This is a genomic window from Thermoactinomyces sp. DSM 45891 (genome assembly GCF_900119485.1).
Lineage (GTDB): Bacteria > Bacillota > Bacilli > Thermoactinomycetales > Thermoactinomycetaceae > Baia.
Genome location: NZ_FPJZ01000006.1, coordinates 1 through 19,739, shown reverse-complemented (window position 1 = coordinate 19,739; position 19,739 = coordinate 1). Strand labels below are relative to the sequence as shown.

The 19,739-nt window shown below is 43.1% G+C and carries 30 protein-coding genes and 1 rRNA gene; 29 read left to right on the top strand and 2 right to left on the bottom strand.

Going from position 1 to position 19,739, the window contains the following annotated elements:
- Window positions 1-14 precede the first annotated feature (14 nt).
- The 25 genes from rpsH to salA all read left to right on the top strand — a co-directional run bounded on the left by rpsH (window position 15) and on the right by salA (window position 15,875).
- Entirely contained in the window at window positions 15-413 is a 399-nt protein-coding gene (gene rpsH, locus BT147_RS07025) for a 30S ribosomal protein S8 (protein WP_072332783.1), read from the top strand.
- 31 nt (window positions 414-444) lie between these two features.
- Window positions 445-981: a 50S ribosomal protein L6 gene (rplF, locus tag BT147_RS07020; protein WP_072332780.1), complete on the top strand. Its 537-nt coding sequence runs from the start codon at window positions 445-447 to the stop codon at window positions 979-981.
- A gap of 33 nt (window positions 982-1,014) precedes the next feature.
- On the top strand, window positions 1,015-1,374 hold the full coding sequence (rplR, locus tag BT147_RS07015) for a 50S ribosomal protein L18 (RefSeq protein WP_072332777.1): 360 nt from the start codon (window positions 1,015-1,017) through the stop codon (window positions 1,372-1,374).
- A 47-nt stretch (window positions 1,375-1,421) separates the two neighbouring features.
- Window positions 1,422-1,889, top strand: coding sequence for a 30S ribosomal protein S5 (rpsE, locus tag BT147_RS07010; RefSeq protein WP_093292052.1), 468 nt, complete (start codon window positions 1,422-1,424; stop codon window positions 1,887-1,889).
- 11 nt (window positions 1,890-1,900) lie between these two features.
- The gene (gene rpmD, locus BT147_RS07005) at window positions 1,901-2,089 is read left to right on the top strand and encodes a 50S ribosomal protein L30 (protein WP_072332771.1); all 189 of its coding nucleotides are present in this window, start codon (window positions 1,901-1,903) and stop codon (window positions 2,087-2,089) included.
- Window positions 2,090-2,120: 31 nt separating this feature from the next.
- Window positions 2,121-2,561, top strand: a complete 441-nt coding sequence (gene rplO, locus BT147_RS07000) for a 50S ribosomal protein L15 (protein ID WP_072332768.1) — start codon at window positions 2,121-2,123, stop codon at window positions 2,559-2,561.
- Window position 2,562: 1 nt separating this feature from the next.
- Complete coding sequence (gene secY / locus BT147_RS06995) at window positions 2,563-3,867, top strand: preprotein translocase subunit SecY (protein ID WP_072332765.1); 1,305 nt, start codon at window positions 2,563-2,565, stop codon at window positions 3,865-3,867.
- Between the two features lie 111 nt (window positions 3,868-3,978).
- On the top strand, window positions 3,979-4,632 hold the full coding sequence (locus BT147_RS06990) for an adenylate kinase (protein ID WP_072332762.1): 654 nt from the start codon (window positions 3,979-3,981) through the stop codon (window positions 4,630-4,632).
- Window positions 4,629-5,375 carry a type I methionyl aminopeptidase gene (gene map, locus BT147_RS06985; protein ID WP_072332760.1) on the top strand — a complete coding sequence of 249 codons (747 nt, stop codon included), beginning with the start codon at window positions 4,629-4,631 and terminating at the stop codon, window positions 5,373-5,375. The genes BT147_RS06990 and map overlap by 4 nt, the downstream gene beginning before the upstream one ends.
- Window positions 5,376-5,386: 11 nt before the next feature.
- Window positions 5,387-5,701: a KOW domain-containing RNA-binding protein gene (locus BT147_RS06980; RefSeq protein WP_072332757.1), complete on the top strand. Its 315-nt coding sequence runs from the start codon at window positions 5,387-5,389 to the stop codon at window positions 5,699-5,701.
- Window positions 5,702-5,704: 3 nt separating this feature from the next.
- The gene (gene infA / locus BT147_RS06975; RefSeq protein WP_072332755.1) at window positions 5,705-5,923 is read left to right on the top strand and encodes a translation initiation factor IF-1; all 219 of its coding nucleotides are present in this window, start codon (window positions 5,705-5,707) and stop codon (window positions 5,921-5,923) included.
- 32 nt (window positions 5,924-5,955) lie between these two features.
- Window positions 5,956-6,069 (top strand): 50S ribosomal protein L36, encoded by a 114-nt coding sequence (gene rpmJ / locus BT147_RS06970; RefSeq protein ID WP_072332752.1) that lies wholly within the window; start codon window positions 5,956-5,958, stop codon window positions 6,067-6,069.
- A 20-nt stretch (window positions 6,070-6,089) separates the two neighbouring features.
- Complete coding sequence (gene rpsM / locus BT147_RS06965) at window positions 6,090-6,458, top strand: 30S ribosomal protein S13 (RefSeq protein WP_072332749.1); 369 nt, start codon at window positions 6,090-6,092, stop codon at window positions 6,456-6,458.
- A 22-nt stretch (window positions 6,459-6,480) separates the two neighbouring features.
- Window positions 6,481-6,882, top strand: a complete 402-nt coding sequence (gene rpsK, locus BT147_RS06960) for a 30S ribosomal protein S11 (protein ID WP_072332746.1) — start codon at window positions 6,481-6,483, stop codon at window positions 6,880-6,882.
- A gap of 230 nt (window positions 6,883-7,112) precedes the next feature.
- The gene (locus BT147_RS06955) at window positions 7,113-8,066 is read left to right on the top strand and encodes a DNA-directed RNA polymerase subunit alpha (RefSeq protein ID WP_072332743.1); all 954 of its coding nucleotides are present in this window, start codon (window positions 7,113-7,115) and stop codon (window positions 8,064-8,066) included.
- Between the two features lie 26 nt (window positions 8,067-8,092).
- A complete protein-coding gene (gene rplQ, locus BT147_RS06950; RefSeq protein ID WP_072332740.1) occupies window positions 8,093-8,485 on the top strand; it encodes a 50S ribosomal protein L17 in 393 nt (130 codons plus the stop codon).
- 79 nt (window positions 8,486-8,564) lie between these two features.
- A complete protein-coding gene (locus BT147_RS06945; protein ID WP_072332737.1) occupies window positions 8,565-9,422 on the top strand; it encodes an energy-coupling factor transporter ATPase in 858 nt (285 codons plus the stop codon).
- Window positions 9,398-10,255: an energy-coupling factor transporter ATPase gene (locus BT147_RS06940; protein WP_072332734.1), complete on the top strand. Its 858-nt coding sequence runs from the start codon at window positions 9,398-9,400 to the stop codon at window positions 10,253-10,255. The genes BT147_RS06945 and BT147_RS06940 overlap by 25 nt, the downstream gene beginning before the upstream one ends.
- Complete coding sequence (locus BT147_RS06935) at window positions 10,252-11,046, top strand: energy-coupling factor transporter transmembrane component T family protein (RefSeq protein ID WP_072332731.1); 795 nt, start codon at window positions 10,252-10,254, stop codon at window positions 11,044-11,046. The genes BT147_RS06940 and BT147_RS06935 overlap by 4 nt, the downstream gene beginning before the upstream one ends.
- A gap of 10 nt (window positions 11,047-11,056) precedes the next feature.
- A complete protein-coding gene (gene truA, locus BT147_RS06930) occupies window positions 11,057-11,806 on the top strand; it encodes a tRNA pseudouridine(38-40) synthase TruA (RefSeq protein WP_072333094.1) in 750 nt (249 codons plus the stop codon).
- A gap of 223 nt (window positions 11,807-12,029) precedes the next feature.
- Window positions 12,030-12,467, top strand: coding sequence for a 50S ribosomal protein L13 (rplM, locus tag BT147_RS06925; RefSeq protein WP_072332728.1), 438 nt, complete (start codon window positions 12,030-12,032; stop codon window positions 12,465-12,467).
- Between the two features lie 19 nt (window positions 12,468-12,486).
- Window positions 12,487-12,879, top strand: a complete 393-nt coding sequence (rpsI, locus tag BT147_RS06920) for a 30S ribosomal protein S9 (RefSeq protein WP_072332725.1) — start codon at window positions 12,487-12,489, stop codon at window positions 12,877-12,879.
- 160 nt (window positions 12,880-13,039) lie between these two features.
- Complete coding sequence (locus BT147_RS06915; protein ID WP_072332722.1) at window positions 13,040-13,759, top strand: sulfotransferase family 2 domain-containing protein; 720 nt, start codon at window positions 13,040-13,042, stop codon at window positions 13,757-13,759.
- Between the two features lie 95 nt (window positions 13,760-13,854).
- The gene (gene cwlD, locus BT147_RS06910) at window positions 13,855-14,601 is read left to right on the top strand and encodes an N-acetylmuramoyl-L-alanine amidase CwlD (RefSeq protein ID WP_143187940.1); all 747 of its coding nucleotides are present in this window, start codon (window positions 13,855-13,857) and stop codon (window positions 14,599-14,601) included.
- 179 nt (window positions 14,602-14,780) lie between these two features.
- The gene (gene salA / locus BT147_RS06905; RefSeq protein ID WP_072332719.1) at window positions 14,781-15,875 is read left to right on the top strand and encodes an iron-sulfur carrier protein/transcriptional regulator SalA; all 1,095 of its coding nucleotides are present in this window, start codon (window positions 14,781-14,783) and stop codon (window positions 15,873-15,875) included.
- 68 nt (window positions 15,876-15,943) lie between these two features.
- On the opposite strand, the gene gerD is transcribed toward salA, so the two are convergent.
- Window positions 15,944-16,567, bottom strand: a complete 624-nt coding sequence (gene gerD, locus BT147_RS06900; RefSeq protein WP_072332716.1) for a spore germination lipoprotein GerD — start codon at window positions 16,565-16,567, stop codon at window positions 15,944-15,946.
- 151 nt (window positions 16,568-16,718) lie between these two features.
- Between gerD and BT147_RS06895 the strand changes: the two genes are divergently transcribed.
- Window positions 16,719-17,354 carry a KinB-signaling pathway activation protein gene (locus BT147_RS06895; RefSeq protein WP_072332712.1) on the top strand — a complete coding sequence of 212 codons (636 nt, stop codon included), beginning with the start codon at window positions 16,719-16,721 and terminating at the stop codon, window positions 17,352-17,354.
- A 15-nt stretch (window positions 17,355-17,369) separates the two neighbouring features.
- On the opposite strand, the gene pdaB is transcribed toward BT147_RS06895, so the two are convergent.
- Entirely contained in the window at window positions 17,370-18,146 is a 777-nt protein-coding gene (gene pdaB, locus BT147_RS06890; protein WP_072332709.1) for a polysaccharide deacetylase family sporulation protein PdaB, read from the bottom strand.
- A 71-nt stretch (window positions 18,147-18,217) separates the two neighbouring features.
- Here pdaB and BT147_RS06885 point away from each other — a divergent pair, with 71 nt between their 5' ends.
- The 3 genes from BT147_RS06885 to BT147_RS06875 form a co-directional block, all read left to right on the top strand.
- Window positions 18,218-18,844, top strand: coding sequence for a stage II sporulation protein M (locus BT147_RS06885; protein WP_072332706.1), 627 nt, complete (start codon window positions 18,218-18,220; stop codon window positions 18,842-18,844).
- 13 nt (window positions 18,845-18,857) lie between these two features.
- The gene (locus BT147_RS06880) at window positions 18,858-19,277 is read left to right on the top strand and encodes an OsmC family protein (RefSeq protein ID WP_072332703.1); all 420 of its coding nucleotides are present in this window, start codon (window positions 18,858-18,860) and stop codon (window positions 19,275-19,277) included.
- A 223-nt stretch (window positions 19,278-19,500) separates the two neighbouring features.
- Window positions 19,501-19,739 (top strand): 16S ribosomal RNA (locus BT147_RS06875); the annotation flags it as partial.

The window sequence follows — 19,739 nt, the reverse complement described above, 5'->3', positions numbered from 1 at the left end:
GGAGGGTTCTCACAATGGTGATGACAGATCCAATTGCAGATATGTTAACACGTATTCGTAACGCAAACATGGTTCGCCATGAAAGCTTGGAAGTTCCTGCTTCTCGCATGAAACGTGAGATTGCTGAGATCTTGAAGCGTGAAGGTTTCATCCGCGACGCTGAGTACGTTGAGGATTCGAAACAAGGCGTGTTACGTATTTTCTTGAAATATGGCTCAAGTAACGAAAAGGTTATTTCTGGTCTAAAACGTATCTCGAAACCGGGATTGCGTGTATACGCAAAATCCACTGAGATCCCACGCGTTCTTCGTGGACTCGGGATTGCAATTATTTCTACCAACAAAGGTGTAATGACCGATAAAGAAGCTCGTCAACAAAACGTTGGTGGCGAAGTTCTCGCATACATCTGGTAATTTTCTTATAGAAGATCGGAGGTGACTTCGAATGTCTCGTATTGGTAAAAAACCGATTGTGATTCCAGCGGGTGTGGAATTCAAGCAAGAGGGTAACGTTGTGACTGTAAAAGGTCCAAAAGGAACCCTTACACGCGAATTCAGTCCAGACATCACGATCACCGTTGAGGATAATCAACTATCAGTAAGCCGTCCTAGTGATCATCGTACACACCGTGCACTTCATGGTACAACTCGTAGCTTGCTAGCCAGCATGGTTGAAGGTGTAGCGAATGGATTTACAAAAACCTTGGAACTCGTAGGTGTTGGTTATCGTGCTTCTAAAAAAGGTAACAACGTTGTACTAAACGTTGGCTACTCTCACCCTGTAGAGGTTGAGCCTTTGGCAGGAATCGAGTTCGACGTTCCTTCTCAAACACAAGTGATCGTCAAAGGGATTGACAAGCAAGTGGTTGGAGAAATGGCGGCAAACATTCGCGCGAAACGTGAACCTGAACCGTACAAAGGTAAAGGTATCAAGTATAGTGATGAAGTGGTTCGTCGTAAAGAAGGTAAAACTGGTAAGTAATAAATTTGCTAGTTGAAGGGAGTGAACTAGACCGTGATTCAAAAGCCGGAGCGCAATAAAGGTCGTAAGAAACGTCATTTACGCGTACGTAAAAGAGTTTTTGGCACGGCTGTGCGTCCTCGCCTTAATGTTTTCCGTTCATCGAAAAACATCTACGCTCAGTTGATTGATGATCAAACTGGCGTAACAGTGATCGCAGCATCTTCCTTAGATAAAGATTTCGAAGGAAAAGGTACTACCGTTGATGCTGCACATGCTGTAGGTGAATTGATCGCAAAACGTGCTATCGAGAAGGGTTATAAATCTGTTGTATTCGACCGTGGTGGCTATATCTATCATGGACGTGTGCAAGCACTGGCTGAAGGAGCTAGGAAAGGAGGTCTAGACTTTTGAGCAGACAAGACAGACCACGCAAAAAGGATGCAGTTCAATCCGAGTTTGTGGAAAAAGTGGTTAACATTAACCGCGTATCCAAAGTTGTTAAGGGTGGACGTCGTTTTAGCTTTAGCGCACTCGTAGTAGTGGGTGATGGCAAAGGACGTGTTGGTGTCGGCATCGGTAAAGCTGCTGAAGTACCAGAAGCGATCCGCAAAGGTGTAGATGATGCAAAAAAGAACCTGATCTCTATTCCGTTGCAAGGTAGCACCATTCCTCACGATATCATTGGTCGCTTTGGCGCTGGTAGCGTTATTCTAAAACCAGCTTCCAAAGGTACTGGTGTAATCGCGGGTGGTCCAGTTCGTGATGTACTAGCCGTGGCTGGTGTGGGTGATATCCTCACAAAGTCTACGGGTTCCAATAACCCAATTAACATGGTTCGCGCAACCCTCGCAGGTCTTGCAGGACTGAAACGTCCTCAAGACGTAGCTAAATTGCGTGGAAAAACAGTAGAAGAGTTGTTAGGATAGGAGGGATACCCGTGGCAAAGAAAGTAGCGATTACCTTTACAGGTAGCATGATCGGACGTCCGGAATCCCAACGTGTTACCCTGCGGACACTCGGCTTCACCAAACGTGAACAAACGGTTGTCCACAATGACAATCCTGCGATCCGTGGTATGATTAATAAAGTGAGCCACTTGGTTGAAGTGAAAGAAATGAACGAGTAATAGTAGGACATGTTGAAGAGGAGGTGCGAAGATGAAACTACATGAGTTAAAACCAGCTGAAGGCTCTCGTCATACGAGAAAGCGTGTAGGTCGTGGTACAGGTTCTGGCTTAGGTAAAACCTCTGGTCGTGGACACAAAGGACAAAACGCTCGTTCGGGCGGTGGTGTTCGTCCTGGATTTGAAGGGGGCCAAAACCCAATCTATCGTCGTCTGCCGAAACGAGGCTTTACCTCTCCAAATCGTGTAGAGTATGCAGTTGTCAACTTAGACACTTTGAATCGCTTTGAAGATGGTACTGTAGTAACCCCAGAACTTTTAGTAGAGACGGGTGTTGTGAAAAACCTAAAAGCAGGCGTAAAAGTTCTTGCGAATGGCGAACTAACGAAAAAGCTTACTATTAAAGCTCATAAGTTCTCCCAAAGCGCACAAGAAAAAATTACCGCCGCTGGTGGAGCGACGGAGGTAATCTAATATGTTTACAACCCTGGGCAACATTTTTAAGGTGGAAGATCTTCGTCGTCGTATTTTGTTCACGTTGTTGTTGCTTATTGTCTTCCGTATCGGAAGCTTTATTCCTGTTCCGAACACGAACTCAGGTGCATTACGGGCGTACCTAGAGACACAAGGAGGAGGAGTCTTCGGACTTATCAATACCTTCTCGGGTAACTCTCTGCATAATTTCTCAATCTTTGCGATGGGGATTATGCCGTATATCACTGCTTCGATTATTGTTCAACTATTGACGATGGACGTGATTCCCGCCTTTGCTCGTTGGGCGAAAGAGGGAGAGACAGGACGACGTAAGATTGCACAAGTAACTCGTTATTTTACGATTGCTCTTGGTATTATCCAGTCCATCGGGTTGTCTATCGGGTTTGGTCGTGCTGCCAAAGAATTCATTATCGGCGATGGTTTCTGGACCTATGCTTCGATTTCTTTGACACTTACAGCAGGAACGGCTTTCTTAATGTGGCTAGGTGAGCAGATTACGGATAAAGGAATTGGAAATGGTATTTCCATTATCATTTTTGCCGGAATCGCTGCCGGGATTCCTGGAGTTGCCCAACAAGTATGGACAACATTCTTTACTGGTAAGGCTGATATGACGATGGGAATCCTTAAGCTTGCTGGAATTCTACTGATTATATTAGTTGTGATTGTCGGGATTATCTATATTCAGCAAGGTGTACGGAAAATTACGATTAACTATACCAAGCGTGTGGTAGGTCGTAAGATGTATGGAGGTCAATCCACACATATTCCGTTTAAAGTAAATGCTGCGGGTGTGATTCCTGTCATTTTCGCAGTATCTTTGCTTATGTTCCCTCCGACGATCGCTAGATTCTGGGAGGGTAACGCAATTGCGAATTGGGTTATCCAACATTTCGACTACACCAGTTCCACATTAGGCATGATCCTATATGTTCTGTTGATTCTTGGATTTACGTACTTCTATACGTTTGTTCAAATGAATCCGATTCAGCTTTCTGATCAGTTAAAGAAGAACGGTGGTTTTATCCCGGGCGTACGTCCAGGGAAAGCGACTACTTCTTACTTAACTCGGATCATGAATCGTCTCACCTTGACAGGAGCACTTTTCCTAGCGGCTGTTGCGATTCTGCCAGTCATTTTTATCAAGCTAGCTGGTTTACCAACTTCTGTTCAAATTGGTGGTACTTCACTCTTGATCGTGATTGGTGTTGTGCTTGAAGTGATGAAGACGATTGAGGCTCAGTTGGTAAAACGACATTATAAAGGTTTCATGTCTTCCAAGTAACATGAGTATAGCCCCGGTAAGAAATATCCGGGGACTCGTGTGTGCTTGGGACTTACAATTTTTAACTTTTCATTGCGGACCGCCCGCAGAATTCACCGGGAGGTAAGACGCTTGAATATTATTTTGATGGGTATGCCCGGTGCAGGAAAAGGTACACAAGCTGCGAAGATCATTGAGCAGTTGAATATACCACATATTTCAACAGGCGATATGTTTCGTGCAGCTGTGAAAGAACAAACGCCTCTAGGACTAGAAGCAAAATCGTTTATGGACCAAGGACAATTGGTTCCTGACCGTGTAACGATTGGTATTGTTCGTGAGCGCCTGGCAAAAGATGATTGTGCGAAAGGCTTCTTGTTAGATGGTTTCCCGAGAACGGTACCTCAAGCAGAAGCACTAGATCAGTTATTAGTTGATTTGAATCGCGAATTAGATCACGTTATCTACATCGATGTGGCGATGGATGAGCTTTTACGCCGCCTCACAGGTCGTTGGATTTGTCGTGATTGTGGTGCTACCTACCATGCTGTGTTTGCTCCTCCTGAAAAGGAAGGTGTTTGCGATCATTGTGGTGGTGAGCTATACCAACGCGAGGATGATCGTGCAGAAACGGTTATAAACCGTCTGAAGGTCAACTTTGAACAAACAAATCATTTGCTCGCTTATTATGAGTCAACTGGCAAACTGGAACGTGTAAACGGAACTCTGCCAATTGATCAAGTAAGTAAGCATATCTTGTCTGTGGTTCGAGGAACAGTGTTATGATCACGGTTAAGTCGTTAACTGAGATCGAACGTATGAGGCAAGCCGGTAAAATTGTTTATCTAACTCATCAGGAGTTAAAGAAATGGATTGAGCCGGGCATCACTACGAGAGAGATTGACCACGTTGCAGAGAAGTTTATCAGGAATTTGGGAGCCACCCCTTCTTTCAAGGGATATAACGGCTTTCAAGGAAGTGTATGCACTTCAGTAAATGATGAGCTAGTGCACGGTATCCCGAGCAAGCGTAAGCTTCTAAATGGGGATATCATCTCTATTGATATTGGTGCTTATTACGAGGGCTTTCATGGTGATTCTGCGTGGACCTATTCGATAGGAACTGTAACACCAGAAGCGGAGCGTTTACTTGCTGTCACTGAACAATCGTTGTATGCTGGTTTAGCGGTATGTAAACCAGGAGTCCGGTTAGGTGATGTATCTCATGCGATTCAATCTGTTGCTGAGGCAGCGGGATTTTCGATTGTGGAAGAGTACGCTGGACATGGAATCGGTCGTGAGCTTCATGAAGATCCTTCTGTTCCAAACTTCGGCGAACCTGGAAAAGGCAGACGTCTTTCTAAGGGGATGACCTTAGCAATCGAGCCGATGGTGAATGCGGGAAGCCGCTTTGTTCGTACATTAGATGATCAGTGGACAGTTGTAACCACAGACGGTTCTCTATGTGCTCACTTCGAGCACACTATCGCGATTACGGACGATGGCTATGAGATACTTACCACAGCGTAAGGTGAAGGGTGATGGATGTGACAGGTGTTGACAGTCGTATATGTGTTGGGCAGATCGTTCAAGTGAAAACTGGGCGAGAAGCTGGTGCTTACGCGGTTGTCATCGGCTTGGAAGAACCTCACTTTGTATGGTTAGCAGATGGTAAAAAGCGATTGGCTGAGAAGCCCAAGCGGAAAAACCAGAAGCATGTACAACCAACCATTCAAGTGGTGCAAGAGGTAGTTAGTAGCTTGCAGGTTACGGGTCGTGTCACCAATGCACTGTTGCGGTACGCCCTGAACCAATACCTGCTCCAAATACGTTCTGAAGAACAGAAAGGAGTGTGAGTCATGGCCAAGGAAGATGTAATTGAGGTGGAAGGAATCGTAGTTGAATCCCTACCTAACGCAATGTTTAAAGTGGAGTTAGAGAATCGTCATACAGTACTCGCGACTGTATCAGGAAAGATTCGCATGCATTTTATCCGAATTCTTCCGGGGGATAAAGTGACGGTTCAACTCTCTCCATACGACTTAACCCGCGGACGGATTACTTATCGTTATAAGTAACCTTTCGGGAACGAGAAGGAGGTAAACCGGTAATGAAAGTACGTCCATCGGTGAAGCCCATTTGCGAAAAATGTAAAGTCATCCGCCGCAAAGGGGTAGTAATGGTAATCTGTGAAAATCCAAAACACAAACAAAAACAAGGTTAACAGAAAGGGAGGTGTAGCGTATGGCACGTATTGCAGGTATTGACTTGCCACGTGAAAAACGCGTTGAGATCGCCCTAACCTATATCTATGGTATTGGTCGCTCTCAATCTAAAAAAATTATTTCTGAGACTGGTGTAAATCCAGATACTCGTGTCCGTGACCTAACGGAGGAAGAAGTAAACAAACTTCGTACTCACATTGACAAGACTCTTACAATTGAAGGGGATCTACGTCGCGAAATTTCTCTTAACATCAAACGTTTGATGGAGATTGCTTCCTATCGTGGGATTCGTCATCGTAGAGGCTTGCCAGTTCGTGGTCAAAAAACCAAAACGAATGCACGTACTCGTAAAGGACCACGTCGTACTGTTGCGAACAAGAAAAAATAATTAGATAAGGAGGGACTTACCAATGGCACCAAAACGCAAAGGCGCGAACCAACGCGTGAAACGCCGTGTTAAAAAACATGTTGAATCGGGCGTTGTACACATTCGTTCTACTTTTAACAACACTATCATCACCATTACCGATCCACGCGGTAACTCGATTGCTTGGGCTTCTGCAGGTACAATGGGCTTCAAAGGTAGCCGTAAAAGCACACCTTTCGCAGCTCAAATGGCAGCAGAAGTGGCAGCAAAAACCGCTATGGAAAACGGTATGAAGACCGTTGAAGTAATGGTAAAAGGACCTGGTTCCGGTCGTGAAGCAGCAATCCGTTCTCTTCAAGCAGTAGGGTTAGAAGTTAGCTTAATTAAAGATGTGACACCAATCCCTCACAATGGCTGTCGTCCGCCGAAACGTCGTCGTGTATAATGCGTTGACAAGATAACTTTAGGGTTTATCTTAGAGCCAGATTGTGTATACTGGATAGGACTGGAAATTTTTTCAGCACTCTTACTTATGCACATTTAGTTGCACGGGCACGTTAGAGTAGGATGACACGTCTTCTCAAACGTGTGATTGGCGTTGTTAAACGATGAACGAGCCTATGTAACCTGATAGATCCAGAACTACGACGTTCTGAAGGAGGGTTTGTGAGCCGTATGATTGAAATTGAAAAGCCAAAGATCGAAGCTGTTGAGATAAGCGAAGATCATCGATACGGGAAGTTTGTTGTAGAACCTTTAGAACGAGGATACGGTACTACCTTAGGAAACTCGTTGCGCCGTGTACTGCTCTCCTCTTTGCCTGGAGCGGCTGTTACAGCGATTCAAATTGATGGCGTATTACATGAGTTCTCTACGATTCCTGGTGTGGTCGAGGATACAACAGAACTGATTCTCAACTTGAAAAAGCTCGCCCTCAAAATTCATTCCGATGAACAAAAAACGCTAGAGATTGATATTGATGGCGGAACGGATGGTTATGAGATTCTTGCTGGTGATATTCGGGCCGATAGTGATGTGGAGGTTTTAAATCCAAATCTACACATTGCTACGCTTGAATCGGGAGCACACCTTCACATTCGTATGACAGCGAATCGTGGACGGGGATATGTGGCTGCTGACAAGAATAAAAACGAAGATCAGGCAATTGGTGTGATTCCAATTGACTCTATCTATACTCCAATTGAACGTGTAAACTATCAAATCGAGAATACACGTGTTGGACAAGTTACTAACTATGACAAGCTGACTTTAGAAGTTTGGTCAAATGGTAGCTTAAAACCTGATGAAGCTGTTAGCCTTGGCGCAAAAATTCTCAACGATCATATAATGCTTTTTGTCGGTCTGACCGAAGAAGCAAAAGATGCTGAGATTATGGTTGAAAAGGAAGAAGATAAGAAAGAAAAAGTGATGGAGATGACCATCGAAGAACTTGATCTTTCAGTTCGCTCCTATAACTGCCTAAAGCGCGCTGGAATTAATTCCGTACAAGAGCTTACACAGAAATCAGAAGAAGATATGATGAAAGTCCGTAACCTCGGACGTAAGTCTTTAGAAGAGGTACAAGAAAAGCTTGCTGAGCTTGGTCTTGGCTTGCGCAACGAAGATTAATCCGCTTTTAGGGGGAGGGAAAATAGATGGCATACTCTAAATTAGGTCGCAATAGTTCAGCTCGTAAAGCTCTTTTCCGTGACCTCGTAACCGATCTAATCCTCAACGAACGTATCCAAACGACTGAATCCAAAGCGAAAGAAGTTCGCTCTATTGCCGAGAAGTTGATCACTTTGGGTAAACGCGGTGATTTACATGCTCGCCGCCAAGCAGCCGCATTCGTTCGTACTGAGCGTTCTTATACCGAAAAAGATGGCGAAGAATTAACCCATCATAAGAATGTAGATGCAGTAAAAAAATTGTTTGATGAAGTTGCGCCACGCTATGCAGAGCGTAATGGTGGCTATACTCGCATTTTGAAAATTGGACCTCGTCGTGGTGACGGAGCTCCAATGGTATTCCTTGAGCTTGTAAAATAACTGCTTGCTATGTTTGAAAGGGTGAGGGCAGGATCTAACCGGTCCTGACGTTTACCCTTTTTTCTTTAGGTGGGAATATATGAAACACTTAAAATCTCTCATAGAACTATCTGGGGTATGGTTTGATTATCATCCAGATCGCCAAATGAAGGAGCAATGGGCATTACAAGACATTAATCTTACGATTCAATCAGGTGAGTATGTAGTTGTGATGGGGCCAAATGGCTCTGGTAAATCCACGTTTGCTCGTTTATTAAATGGGTTGTTTATCCCCACAGAAGGCGAAGTTCGAGTGGGGGATTTTTCTACTGTGAATGACCTTGGGCGATTTCATATTCGTAGAAAAGTAGGAATGGTCTTTCAAAATCCAGACAATCAAATTGTAGCGACAACGGTACGTGACGATGTTGCGTTTGGACTTGAAAATCTGGGTGTTCCAAGAGAAGAGATGATTCCTCGTATAGAACGCTCTCTAGAAGAGGTTGGATTAGTTGGATTTGAAAATCGTGAACCAGCTCATCTTTCGGGTGGCCAAAAGCAGCGCCTTGCGATTGCCGGTGTGCTTGCGATGGATCCAGAGATTATTGTGTTTGATGAATCTACCTCTATGCTTGACCCACAGGGACGAGAAGAAGTGCGAGACCTGATGAAAAAGCTTCATCAACAGGGCCGGACAGTGATTCATATTACTCATTCTGCGCAAGAAGCTTTTCTAGCAGAACGAGTCATTGTGATTGCTCATCATCGTCTACAGTTAGATTATCCATCTAGTGATTTATATAACCAATCTAATTTGTTAGAGCGGTGGGGCTTAGAAGTTCCTCTTCCGATTCGATTACGTGCATTGCTGAAGGAGCAGGGAGTGGAGCTGAACGAACCGATTGGAAATTCGGATGAAATGGTGGCTCAGATATGGAGATATCTTTCAAAGACGTAACCTACACCTATTCCACTGGGACTCCGTTCGAACACCGAGCACTTCAGGATATTCATGTTCAATTCAAACAAGGCAACTATGTTGCTGTGATTGGTAAGACGGGTTCAGGCAAATCTACGTTGGTTCAACTTTTAGCGGGTTTGCTCCTTCCTACGAGAGGTGTCTTACAGGTAGGAAATACTCGAATTCACTCTCATTCTAAGAAATTAGGGGAGTATCGCAAAAGAGTTGGCGTTGTTTTTCAATATCCAGAGCATCAGCTCTTTGAAGAAACAGTTGCTAAGGATATCGCCTTTGGGCCGAAAAACCTTGGTTGTGATGCAGTTGAGATCGAATATCGAGTGACGGAAGCGATGTTGTGGATGGGTCTTTCTCCTGATCTAAGGGAACGATCACCGTTTGAGTTATCGGGTGGTCAAATGAGACGAGTAGCGATTGCAGGAGTACTTGCTATGCGTCCAGACATCTTGATTTTGGATGAACCTACTGCCGGATTAGACTACCTAGGGCAGAGGGATCTGCTGTCTATTCTAAAGAGGTTTCATCAGCACTTTGGATGTACAGTGGTTCATGTTACACACAACATGAATGAAGCCGCCGAACTAGCTGAACAGGTCGTACTCATGAGTGATGGGAAAGTGATTGCTACTGGGAAACCGATTGAAATCTTTCGGAATCTGCCATACCTAAAGGTGAGCGGACTAGATGTTCCAGATGTGACGAAGTGGATTATGTCGTTAAATGAGAAGCTATCTACACCGATCTCGACCGAGATTTATGAGTTATCTACACTTGTAGATGAGCTTGTTCATCGTTGGAGGAGAGGCTCATGAACTCTGTTATCATTGGACAGTACATACCGATGGACTCTTGGCTACATCGACTCGATCCGCGTTCAAAATGCATCTTTGTTTTCTGTATGTTGATCTTGATTTTCTTCGCTAACAATGTAGAGGGCTATACTCTTCTGCTTTTCGTTGGATTACTCGGAGTGATTCTTTCTCGAATCTCATCCCTTCTTTTCTTGCGTTCGATGAAATTGATTATCTGGATGATTTTGTTTACAACCCTTTTTCATCTGTTTTTTACGCAGAGTGGAAGTATTGTCTTGCAAACTCCGATTCTTACCATTTATGAGGAAGGAGTTCGCCAGGCAGCTATTATTTCGGTTCGTTTTATCTTATTAATGATTTTCGCTTCTTTGTTGATGTTTACTACTTCGCCGATTGACTTGACGGATGGACTGGAGTCGCTTCTTTCGCCCCTTCGCAGATGGAAGTTTCCTGTTCATGAGTTTGCGATGATGATGTCGATTGCCTTGCGTTTTATTCCCACACTATGGGCAGAGACGGATAAGATTATCAAAGCACAAAAGGCACGTGGGGCGGACTTCGAAAGCGGAAACCTATACCGTCGTGTGAAGGCGTATATTCCGGTTTTAATCCCACTTATGATTTCGTCATTTCGACGGGCAGAGGATTTGGCAACCGCGATGGAGGCAAGGGGTTATGTAGGTGGTGTCGGTCGTACGAAATTGCGAGTACTTTCCATACGCCGCTCTGATATTCTTTTGTTGGTGATTTTATCCATTGTGGCAACTGCCCTTTTTTGGATGAGAAAGTAGGACAATCATGATGAAGAAGATTCAATTAATCATTTCATATGATGGTACTGATTATGCAGGATATCAGCGTCAACCGGAGCAAAGAACCGTACAAGGAACACTTGAAGTAGCATTGAAGCGCTTAACCGGAGAAGAGATTCATATTCATGGCTCAGGGCGTACTGATGCAGGTGTTCATGCTGTAGGACAGGTGTGCCACTTCGAAACGGTTTCACCTATTCCAGGGGAAAGATACACGTATATACTACGCAAGATTCTTCCTCGGGATCTGGTGGTCCGCTCCAGCCAAGAGGTGTCGATGGACTTTCATTCGCGAAAAAGTGCGCATTGGAAAACGTATCGCTATAGCATTGATACCAATCGCGTACCTAATGTATTTATGAGACGCTTCCAAACGCACGATCCTATACCACTTGATCCGATTTTGATGCAAGAAGCAGCGAACTATTTAGTGGGAACGCATGTGTTTACGTCGCTTTGCTCGACGAAGACGGTTGTCCCGGACCATAAGCGTACCATTTTTAGCTGTATTATTCGTGAAGACCAAGGTATTGTGTCCATTGAAGTATCAGGGAGTGGATTTCTATACAACATGGTACGGATTATTGTAGGTACATTGGTGGAAGTTGGTAGAGGGGAGCGGGATCCTCAATCGATCCCTGCATTATTAGGAGCTTGTGATCGAAGACTGGCAGGTCCTACCTATCCGCCTGAAGGTCTTACATTAGTTGAAGTAGGCTATGCACCTTTAGAGGTTTAAGTTGCCAACTTGACATTTCTTCATAAGTGGTATATGATTACGCTTGGTATTTTCCACTCCACGCCCCGGTGGAATTGGTTCGGCGCAAAACAAAAAGATTGTTCTTTTTACTCGTCGTTCCGCCCATCCTTCCGCTTCAAAGGATGAGCGAAATTTGAATGGATATCATTGAATAGGGCCGGCTAAGCCGTAGTCCATTGCACATAGAGGAGGGAAATATACGATGCGTACAACATTTATCGCAAAGCCACATCAAGTGGAACGTAAATGGTATGTGGTAGATGCTCAAGGTAAAACACTTGGTCGTCTAGCTACTGAAGTTGCTACTCTACTTCGTGGTAAACATAAACCTGAGTTTACCCCGCATGTGGACACAGGTGATTTCGTAATCGTAATCAATGCTTCCGGTATCGAACTTACCGGTAACAAACTAAACAAAAAGATCTACTACCGTCATTCTGGTCATCCAGGCGGCTTGAAGCAGACAGTAGCTGCTGATCTTCGTGCAACTCGTCCAGAGCGCATGATCGAACTAGCAGTAAAAGGTATGCTTCCAAAAGGTAGCCTAGGTCGTCAACAATTCAAAAAACTAAAAGTATATGCAGGAACCGAACATCCTCATCAGGCACAATCGCCAGTTGAGTATGAACTACGCGGTTAATAAAAAGGAGGTACCGATTTTGGCACAAGTTCAGTTTTATGGAACCGGTCGCCGTAAGGAGTCGGTTGCCCGTGTACGTCTCGTTGCTGGCGATGGCCGCATCGTGGTAAACGGTCGTGACTTGGACACTTACTTCGGACTTGAAACTTTGAAAGCGATCGTTCGTCAACCACTTGTATTGACAGATACTCTTGGACGTTATGATGTACTTGTTAATGTAGGTGGCGGTGGTTTTACCGGACAGGCTGGTGCAATCCGTCATGGAATCGCACGTGCACTTCTAAAAGTAGATGCAGAGCTTCGTCCTGCACTGAAAAAAGCTGGTTTCTTAACTCGTGACCCACGTATGAAAGAGCGTAAGAAATACGGTCTTAAAGCAGCTCGTCGTGCTCCACAGTTCTCCAAACGGTAATAGCTGTTTCATAATAGTCTCCAATCATGTAGATGGTTGGGGGCTTTTATTTGTCTTTGGGCATATATTCTTCATTCATGGAGTAATAGTGGTAAGGATAAGTGGTATTTAGTTTAGGGATCATTTGTCTATGACTATTTTTAAGTGAGGTTGATAGTTGATGTATGGACCTTTATATCATGAGGATCTACCTATTATCCTATTTTGGAGCCCGAAGGCAGGATGTACGAGTTTAAACAAATGGTTTTTCTTTCAAATAGGGTTGTTAGATGAAGCACTCTCGCATAACCCTTGGATTCATCATTTTCGAATTAAATATATGGGGCAAGATAATTACGCTATATGGACTAAGCACATTCGAGAAGGAACGAAGAAAGTATATAAGCTTGTACGTAATCCTTATACAAGAGCGGTTAGTTCTTTTGTTTATTACTTAGAAAATCCATCTACATTAAAGGCGCCTAATCCGTGTAGCTTTAAAGACTTTCTCCATCATGTGAAGCAATATAGAGAGAGAAATATGGAGCTTGATCGCCATTTAGCGCCCCAGTACTATCCTTTTGAGCAAAGAATGAACATAGAGTATATATATTTGGAAAAATTCGAAAGCGAAATACGAACCATAGAAAGTAAATATGGTTTGTCACACTCCCCGCTAGAGGATCTTTGTCAATCGAAGCATCATAGGAATCCTGTAGAGGTAGAAGAAAGTGTGGGAGATAAAATGTTTTCGTTTTCTGATTTGAAGACTCGAATGCCTAGCCACCAAAGCTTTTATACTGAAGATACAATTGAACTGGTGCAACAAATATACAAACTTGATTTTGAAAAATACAACTATTCGTTTGAGTTGCCGTTTGTGTTGATTGCTGATGCATAGTAGTGAATTCCATTAGATGTTTCGTTCATTCCTTTCATAGCCTGTACTAAGGAAGCATACACATTAGTAACATAGATGTGTATGGAGGCGCTGGCATGATATTATTGAAATCTCTTTATCACATAATCAGTACCTTTCGTTGGCGTAGAATGTATTGGATTCCTCTGATGGGAGTTATCTTACTTACTTGTAGCTTTATGATTGAACCCATTCGGAGCACCTGGATGTCACGGACGGAACCGATGTTTGGAAAAGTAATTGCAATTGATGCAGGTCATGGGGGAGTAGATGGAGGAGCGGTTAGCCCTTCGGGGATCATCGAGAAAGATATCACACTGAAGATCGCTTCTTATCTACAGCAGCTTCTTGGACAAGCGGGTGCTCAGGTTGTGATGACTAGAGAAACAGATACAGACCTTGCAAGTCCTGATACCCGAAAAATCTCTCGCCGGAAAGCAGAAGATTTATCTAACCGGGTTCGCTTAGTTCGCGAGAGTGGAGCAGAACTTTTTATCAGCATCCATCTTAACTCGATGTCAAAAGGCCCGTGGAGGGGAGCTCAAACCTTCTATAATCCGATTAAGGAAGAGAATAAACGTCTTGCCTCTCTCATTCAATCCGAAATTATTCGTACCATTGCGAATACAGATCGCCTACCAAAGGCTAAAAATGATGTATTTCTCATGAAATACTCGCCTGTACCTATGTCTTTAGTGGAAGTAGGCTTTTTATCCAATCATGAAGAAGCTAAGTTGCTAGCTACAGAAGTTTATCAAAAACAAATTGCTTCAGCGATTTATTACGGTATGCTGGCCTATTACGATGGAAAGGAAGTTAAATAGGAGTATCTTACTTGTAGAATGTGAAGAATGAACAGTTTTGATCTTCAGTATGCTATAATCAATCTGGATATGTTGACCTACATAAGGCAAAAGAAGAGGATGAACTGGTTTTCATCCTCAGTCCCATTTCATTCAACATAACTGAACATTAGTATATAACTCCGAGGTGTGTTTAAAATATGCTAACGACTGAGAGCATTATGGAAGCTTTACGGGAGGTAAAAGACCCCGAACTTAATAAAAGTCTTGTAAGTTTGAATATGATTCGAAATATCCAGATACAGGGTAACGATGTATCGTTGGATGTAATCTTAACCATCCGAGGGTGTCCATTAAAAATAAAGATTCAGGAAGACGTGGAAAATGCGATCCGGCAATTAGGTGCAGAACGTGTGACGGTCACGTTTGGAGCTATGACAGATGAAGAGAGAGCAGCATTATCTGCTTCCTTACGTGCAGAGCAACACGCAAGTCGTGAAAATGCTACTACGCAAGGCAGAGAGGCATCCTCTACGCCAGGAATTCCTCAAACGAACTATATTGCGATTGCTTCAGGAAAAGGTGGAGTCGGAAAGTCCACTGTAACAGTTAACTTGGCAGTTGCTTTAGCGCGTGCAGGTAAAAAAGTAGGGATTATCGACGCCGACATCTACGGATTTAGCGTTCCAGATATGATGGGGATTGAACAACGACCCACCGTTATTGATGAAGTCATTCTTCCTGTAGAACGATATGGGGTCAAAGTGATATCGATGGGCTTTTTTGTAGAGGATAATGCCCCTGTTGTGTGGCGTGGCCCTATCTTAGGTAAAATGTTGCGTAATTTCCTTCATGAAGTGCATTGGGGAGAATTAGATTATCTGCTACTCGATCTACCACCCGGCACAGGAGATATTGCTCTTGACGTTCACCAAATGATTCCTCAGAGTAAAGAAATTATCGTAACTACTCCGCATGCTACAGCAGCATTTGTTGCAGCTCGTGCTGGTGCAATGGCACTTAGTACGACTAAGCACGAGATTCTTGGAGTAGTGGAGAACATGTCTTGGTATACAGATCGAAACGGTGATAAAGAGTACGTGTTTGGCCGTGGAGGTGGGGAAAAGCTTGCAGAATCATTAAATGTGGAGCTGCTGTGTCAAATTCCTCTCGGGGCTCCGGGTAATGTATTAGAAGACCCAGAGTACTCACCGTCTGTTTATCCGACCCATCATCCAACAGGGAAACTGTATGATGAGCTAGCGCGAAAAGTGACTCAAGCTGTTACAACATAAGTTACAGTCTGAAACCAGTCCTAAGCGGGACTGGTTTCGCCTTTGAATAAAGTTGTTTATTCGAGTGATTACGATGTCGGTGAGTTGCTCGTCCCATCTGAACTACTACCTGATTCTTCAGATTCACTACTCTGATCTGATGAGGACTGTTGTTTTCCTTTTTTAGAGCTTTCTTGAATCAATTTCATCAGTTGTTGTTGAAAACTTGGAGACTTTAGTGCTTCTTCGATGAGTTTCATGGTTTCTTTTCGATTTTCTTGGCTTTTCATCAACTGAAGGATTGTCTTCGAGAATTCTGGATCTTTTAAAAGGTCCATCATGGATTTTTGATACTCAGGATCTTTCATCAATGCTTTAAAGAGATTTTTCATTTCTTTCTCAGTCGCTTTGGCGAAGCTATTCGCAATATCAGGCTTTGTCAGTAACTTACCCAGCCCTTCTTGTGCTTTAGGATCTGTCATTACCTTAGACATAGCCTTCTCTACTTCTTGTGAATTGACAACGATCTGCTCTTTAAATTCAGGATCCGTCATCATTTTTTGCAAAGCTTGCTTCCCTTCTTGGGTCTGGAGGACATCTAATACGATTCCTTTCGTCTTTTGATAGTCCACAGACTCCGATTCTTTTTGAGAACCACAAGAAGTTACCAATAACATGATTGCGATAAGTGAAATGATACGTATGAGAGCCATAATTTCATACCCCGTTTCAGTTTGCCTATGTACCTATAGTATGTTGTTTGTGATTTTTCTTTATCCATCCAAACAAAGGAAGTTCATACATAGCCAACGAAGACCAACTTTGTTACAATCGGTTCAGTTAGATATCAGGGAGCGATATGACATGACATTAAAAAGTTTATTTAAATGGTATTTTTCTACACTTCTCATTGGTGTAAGTGTTACATGTATACTTGGTTTGGTTTCATATTGGATTACAGGGAGTTCACTATTTGGACCGGTTAACCTCCTACTCCTTACAGGACTTCTTCTTCCCTCTATTACTCAGCTCGGCTTCTTTTCTTATCTCGTCTTTAACTGGCTTAGTATGGGTTTAGTACGAAATCAAAAAATCTTTAATACTATCCAAGTATTTTTCTTGTTCGTTGTATTTGGATGTGTAGTCTATTTGAATGTCAATAAATACAATGGTACAGACTTATGGAAGCATTTATCGATTCCAATCATATTACTTGTAGCAGGTGTGATCATTGGAAAACAAAAAGTGCGCTTCACACAGAAGGCAGCCTTCGTTCCAACACTCTTCTTCATGTTTACCGTAACCATGCTGGAAGCAATCCCGGCTATGAACATCAAGGGTGGAGAAGTTCCTGTTTCGTCCATAGCATCTACGGTTTTCGTCTTGGTACTATGTAATGCATGGCAAATTTTAAATCTCCAACGCTGGACTCGTGCAAGAGAAGGTGAGAAATCGAATGAGACTCCGCCATTGGTAACAAAACAGAAAAAAAAGAGCTAGACTAAATCGTCTAGCTTACTGAACTGGCTTCACTTTTTGTTGTGTGCTGGATACTAATTCAGAGACAGTGACAAATTCGTATCCCTTGCTTCTTAATTGATCAATGATTTGAGGTAGTGCTTCATGTGTTTGTCGGCAGGAATCGCTTGCGTGAAGGAGGATAATATCACCGGGATGTGCTTTGGTTACGACGCGATCTATGATGGCTTTAACACCAGGGTTCATCCAATCTCTAGAGTCGGTATCCCACTGAATCGAAGTGTATCCTAAGCTCTGGGCAACCTTTAATACACGCTTGTCAAAATCCCCGTTTGGATAGCGAATCAAGTTCATCTTTTTACCCGTTACTTTATTTAGAATCGTATCGGATGTTGTAATTTGTTTTCGAATTTGGTCCTCGGAGAGTTGACTGTAATTATCGTGCTTATGCCCATGGCTTCCAATCTCGAATTTTAACTCATCCCCAATTTTCTTCACTAAGTCGGGATGCGTCTCCGCCCAAGGGGAAGATAGGAAAAAGGTTGCTTTTTTAACTCCCTTTTTCTGGAGTACATCTAAGATAGGAGCTGTACGTTCCTCTCCCCAGCTAATATCAAAGGTTAGTGCGACTACTTTTTTATCCGTTTTTACACTGTAGATGGCAGCAGGCTCCTTATCAGGGGCTTGTTTTGAAAAAAAGACTGGCAAATCTTTTGCTTCGGCATAATAAACACCAATACCGAAAATACAAACCAGTGCTAATAGAAAAATGCGTTTTATTTTCTTTCCAGATAAAACCATAAAATAGTTCATTTGACACCCTCCATTCATTTAGAAACCTGTCCTAGTGGTAATGTATGTGTGAGGGACAAGAGATATGATATATGGGAGATGAAATTAAATTGAAACGACTCTGGTTTGCATTGAAAGCAGAAAAAAGGCTCATCCTGGTTGTCACAGCACTATTTTTCGTTTCTGCTCTTATGGGGAGTGTGAATACGGAACAGTGGAGGAAGCTTTTCGATCAACTTCAGATTTTTGATCACTTTGATAAAATGATTCAGAGCTTAGGGGCAAATCCCAGTTGGTTTAAAGTTAGTAAAGAAATCTTTATAAATAATTTGACAGCTTGTTTGATGCTAATTGGAATGGGTGTATTATTAGGAATCCCAACGATTTCAAGTCTGATAACAAATGGATTATTGGTAGGGTATGTGATCACAGTTTCTAGCCAAGAGACAGGAATTTCAGGCTGGAGCTTATTTTTCACAAAGATTGTTCCTCATGGCATCTTTGAGTTACCAGCTATTTTTCTTGCAGCTGCTTTAGGACTGCGAATTGGAATCTCTGTGTTTTCATCAGTAGTTTCACTATTTAAATCAGCCAATCGGACTCAGACACAGGTGGAGTGGAAGGAGATTGGACAGCGTCTTCCTCTATTGCTGGGGCTTATCGTCTTATTATTGCTTATAGCAGCCAGCGTTGAAGGGCTCCTAATCACTTCTGTATAAAAGGAGAGCAAACATGAAGATCGATATACAATGGCAAGGGAAAATGGAATTTAAGACGGAAGCTCCGTCTGGGCATCATATTACGATGGATGCATCTTCGGAAGTAGGTGGAGAGAACCGAGGGCCTCGCCCGACAGAAATGTTACTGTCTGCTGTAGGGACTTGCTCAGGCATAGATATTGTAGACATATTGGAGAAAATGCGCCTAGAAGTACAATCTTTCTCGATGGAGGTAAGAGGGGAACGTGCAAATGAGTTTCCTAAGAAGTTTACAAGTGTCCATATGCACTATTGCTTAACGGGTGATCTACCGATTGAGAAGGTCCGCCGTGCTGTTCATCTATCTGTTGAAAAATACTGTACCGTGTCTAACTCGTTGTCTGCTCGCATAACGGCTAGTTTTGAGGTGAATGGCGAACGTTTTACTATGTAGCATTCTTTCATTTGTTTGGTTTTGAGGGTGTAAATGGAATCTGGATGAACTCTTTTATCTTTTTTATAAAAATGATGTTGACTCAGTAAGTTCGTCTGTGCTATATTATTACATGTCGCCGCGATACGGTGGCACAAACAAAAAAGCAAGTGTTCCTTGAAAACTAAAGAGTGAATGAACCAAGACCTGTTTAATTACTTTAAATTGAGCTTAGCTCAAACTTTCAATGGAGAGTTTGATCCTGGCTCAGGACGAACGCTGGCGGCGTGCCTAATACATGCAAGTCGAGCGAGGAGCTTTTAGCTCCTAGCGGCGAACGGGTGAGTAACACGTGGGCAACCTGCCCGTAAGACTGGGATAACTTCGGGAAACCGGAGCTAATACTGGATAATCTTGATCTTCGCATGAAGGACAAGTAAAAGATTTATCACTTACGGATGGGCCCGCGGTGCATTAGCTTGT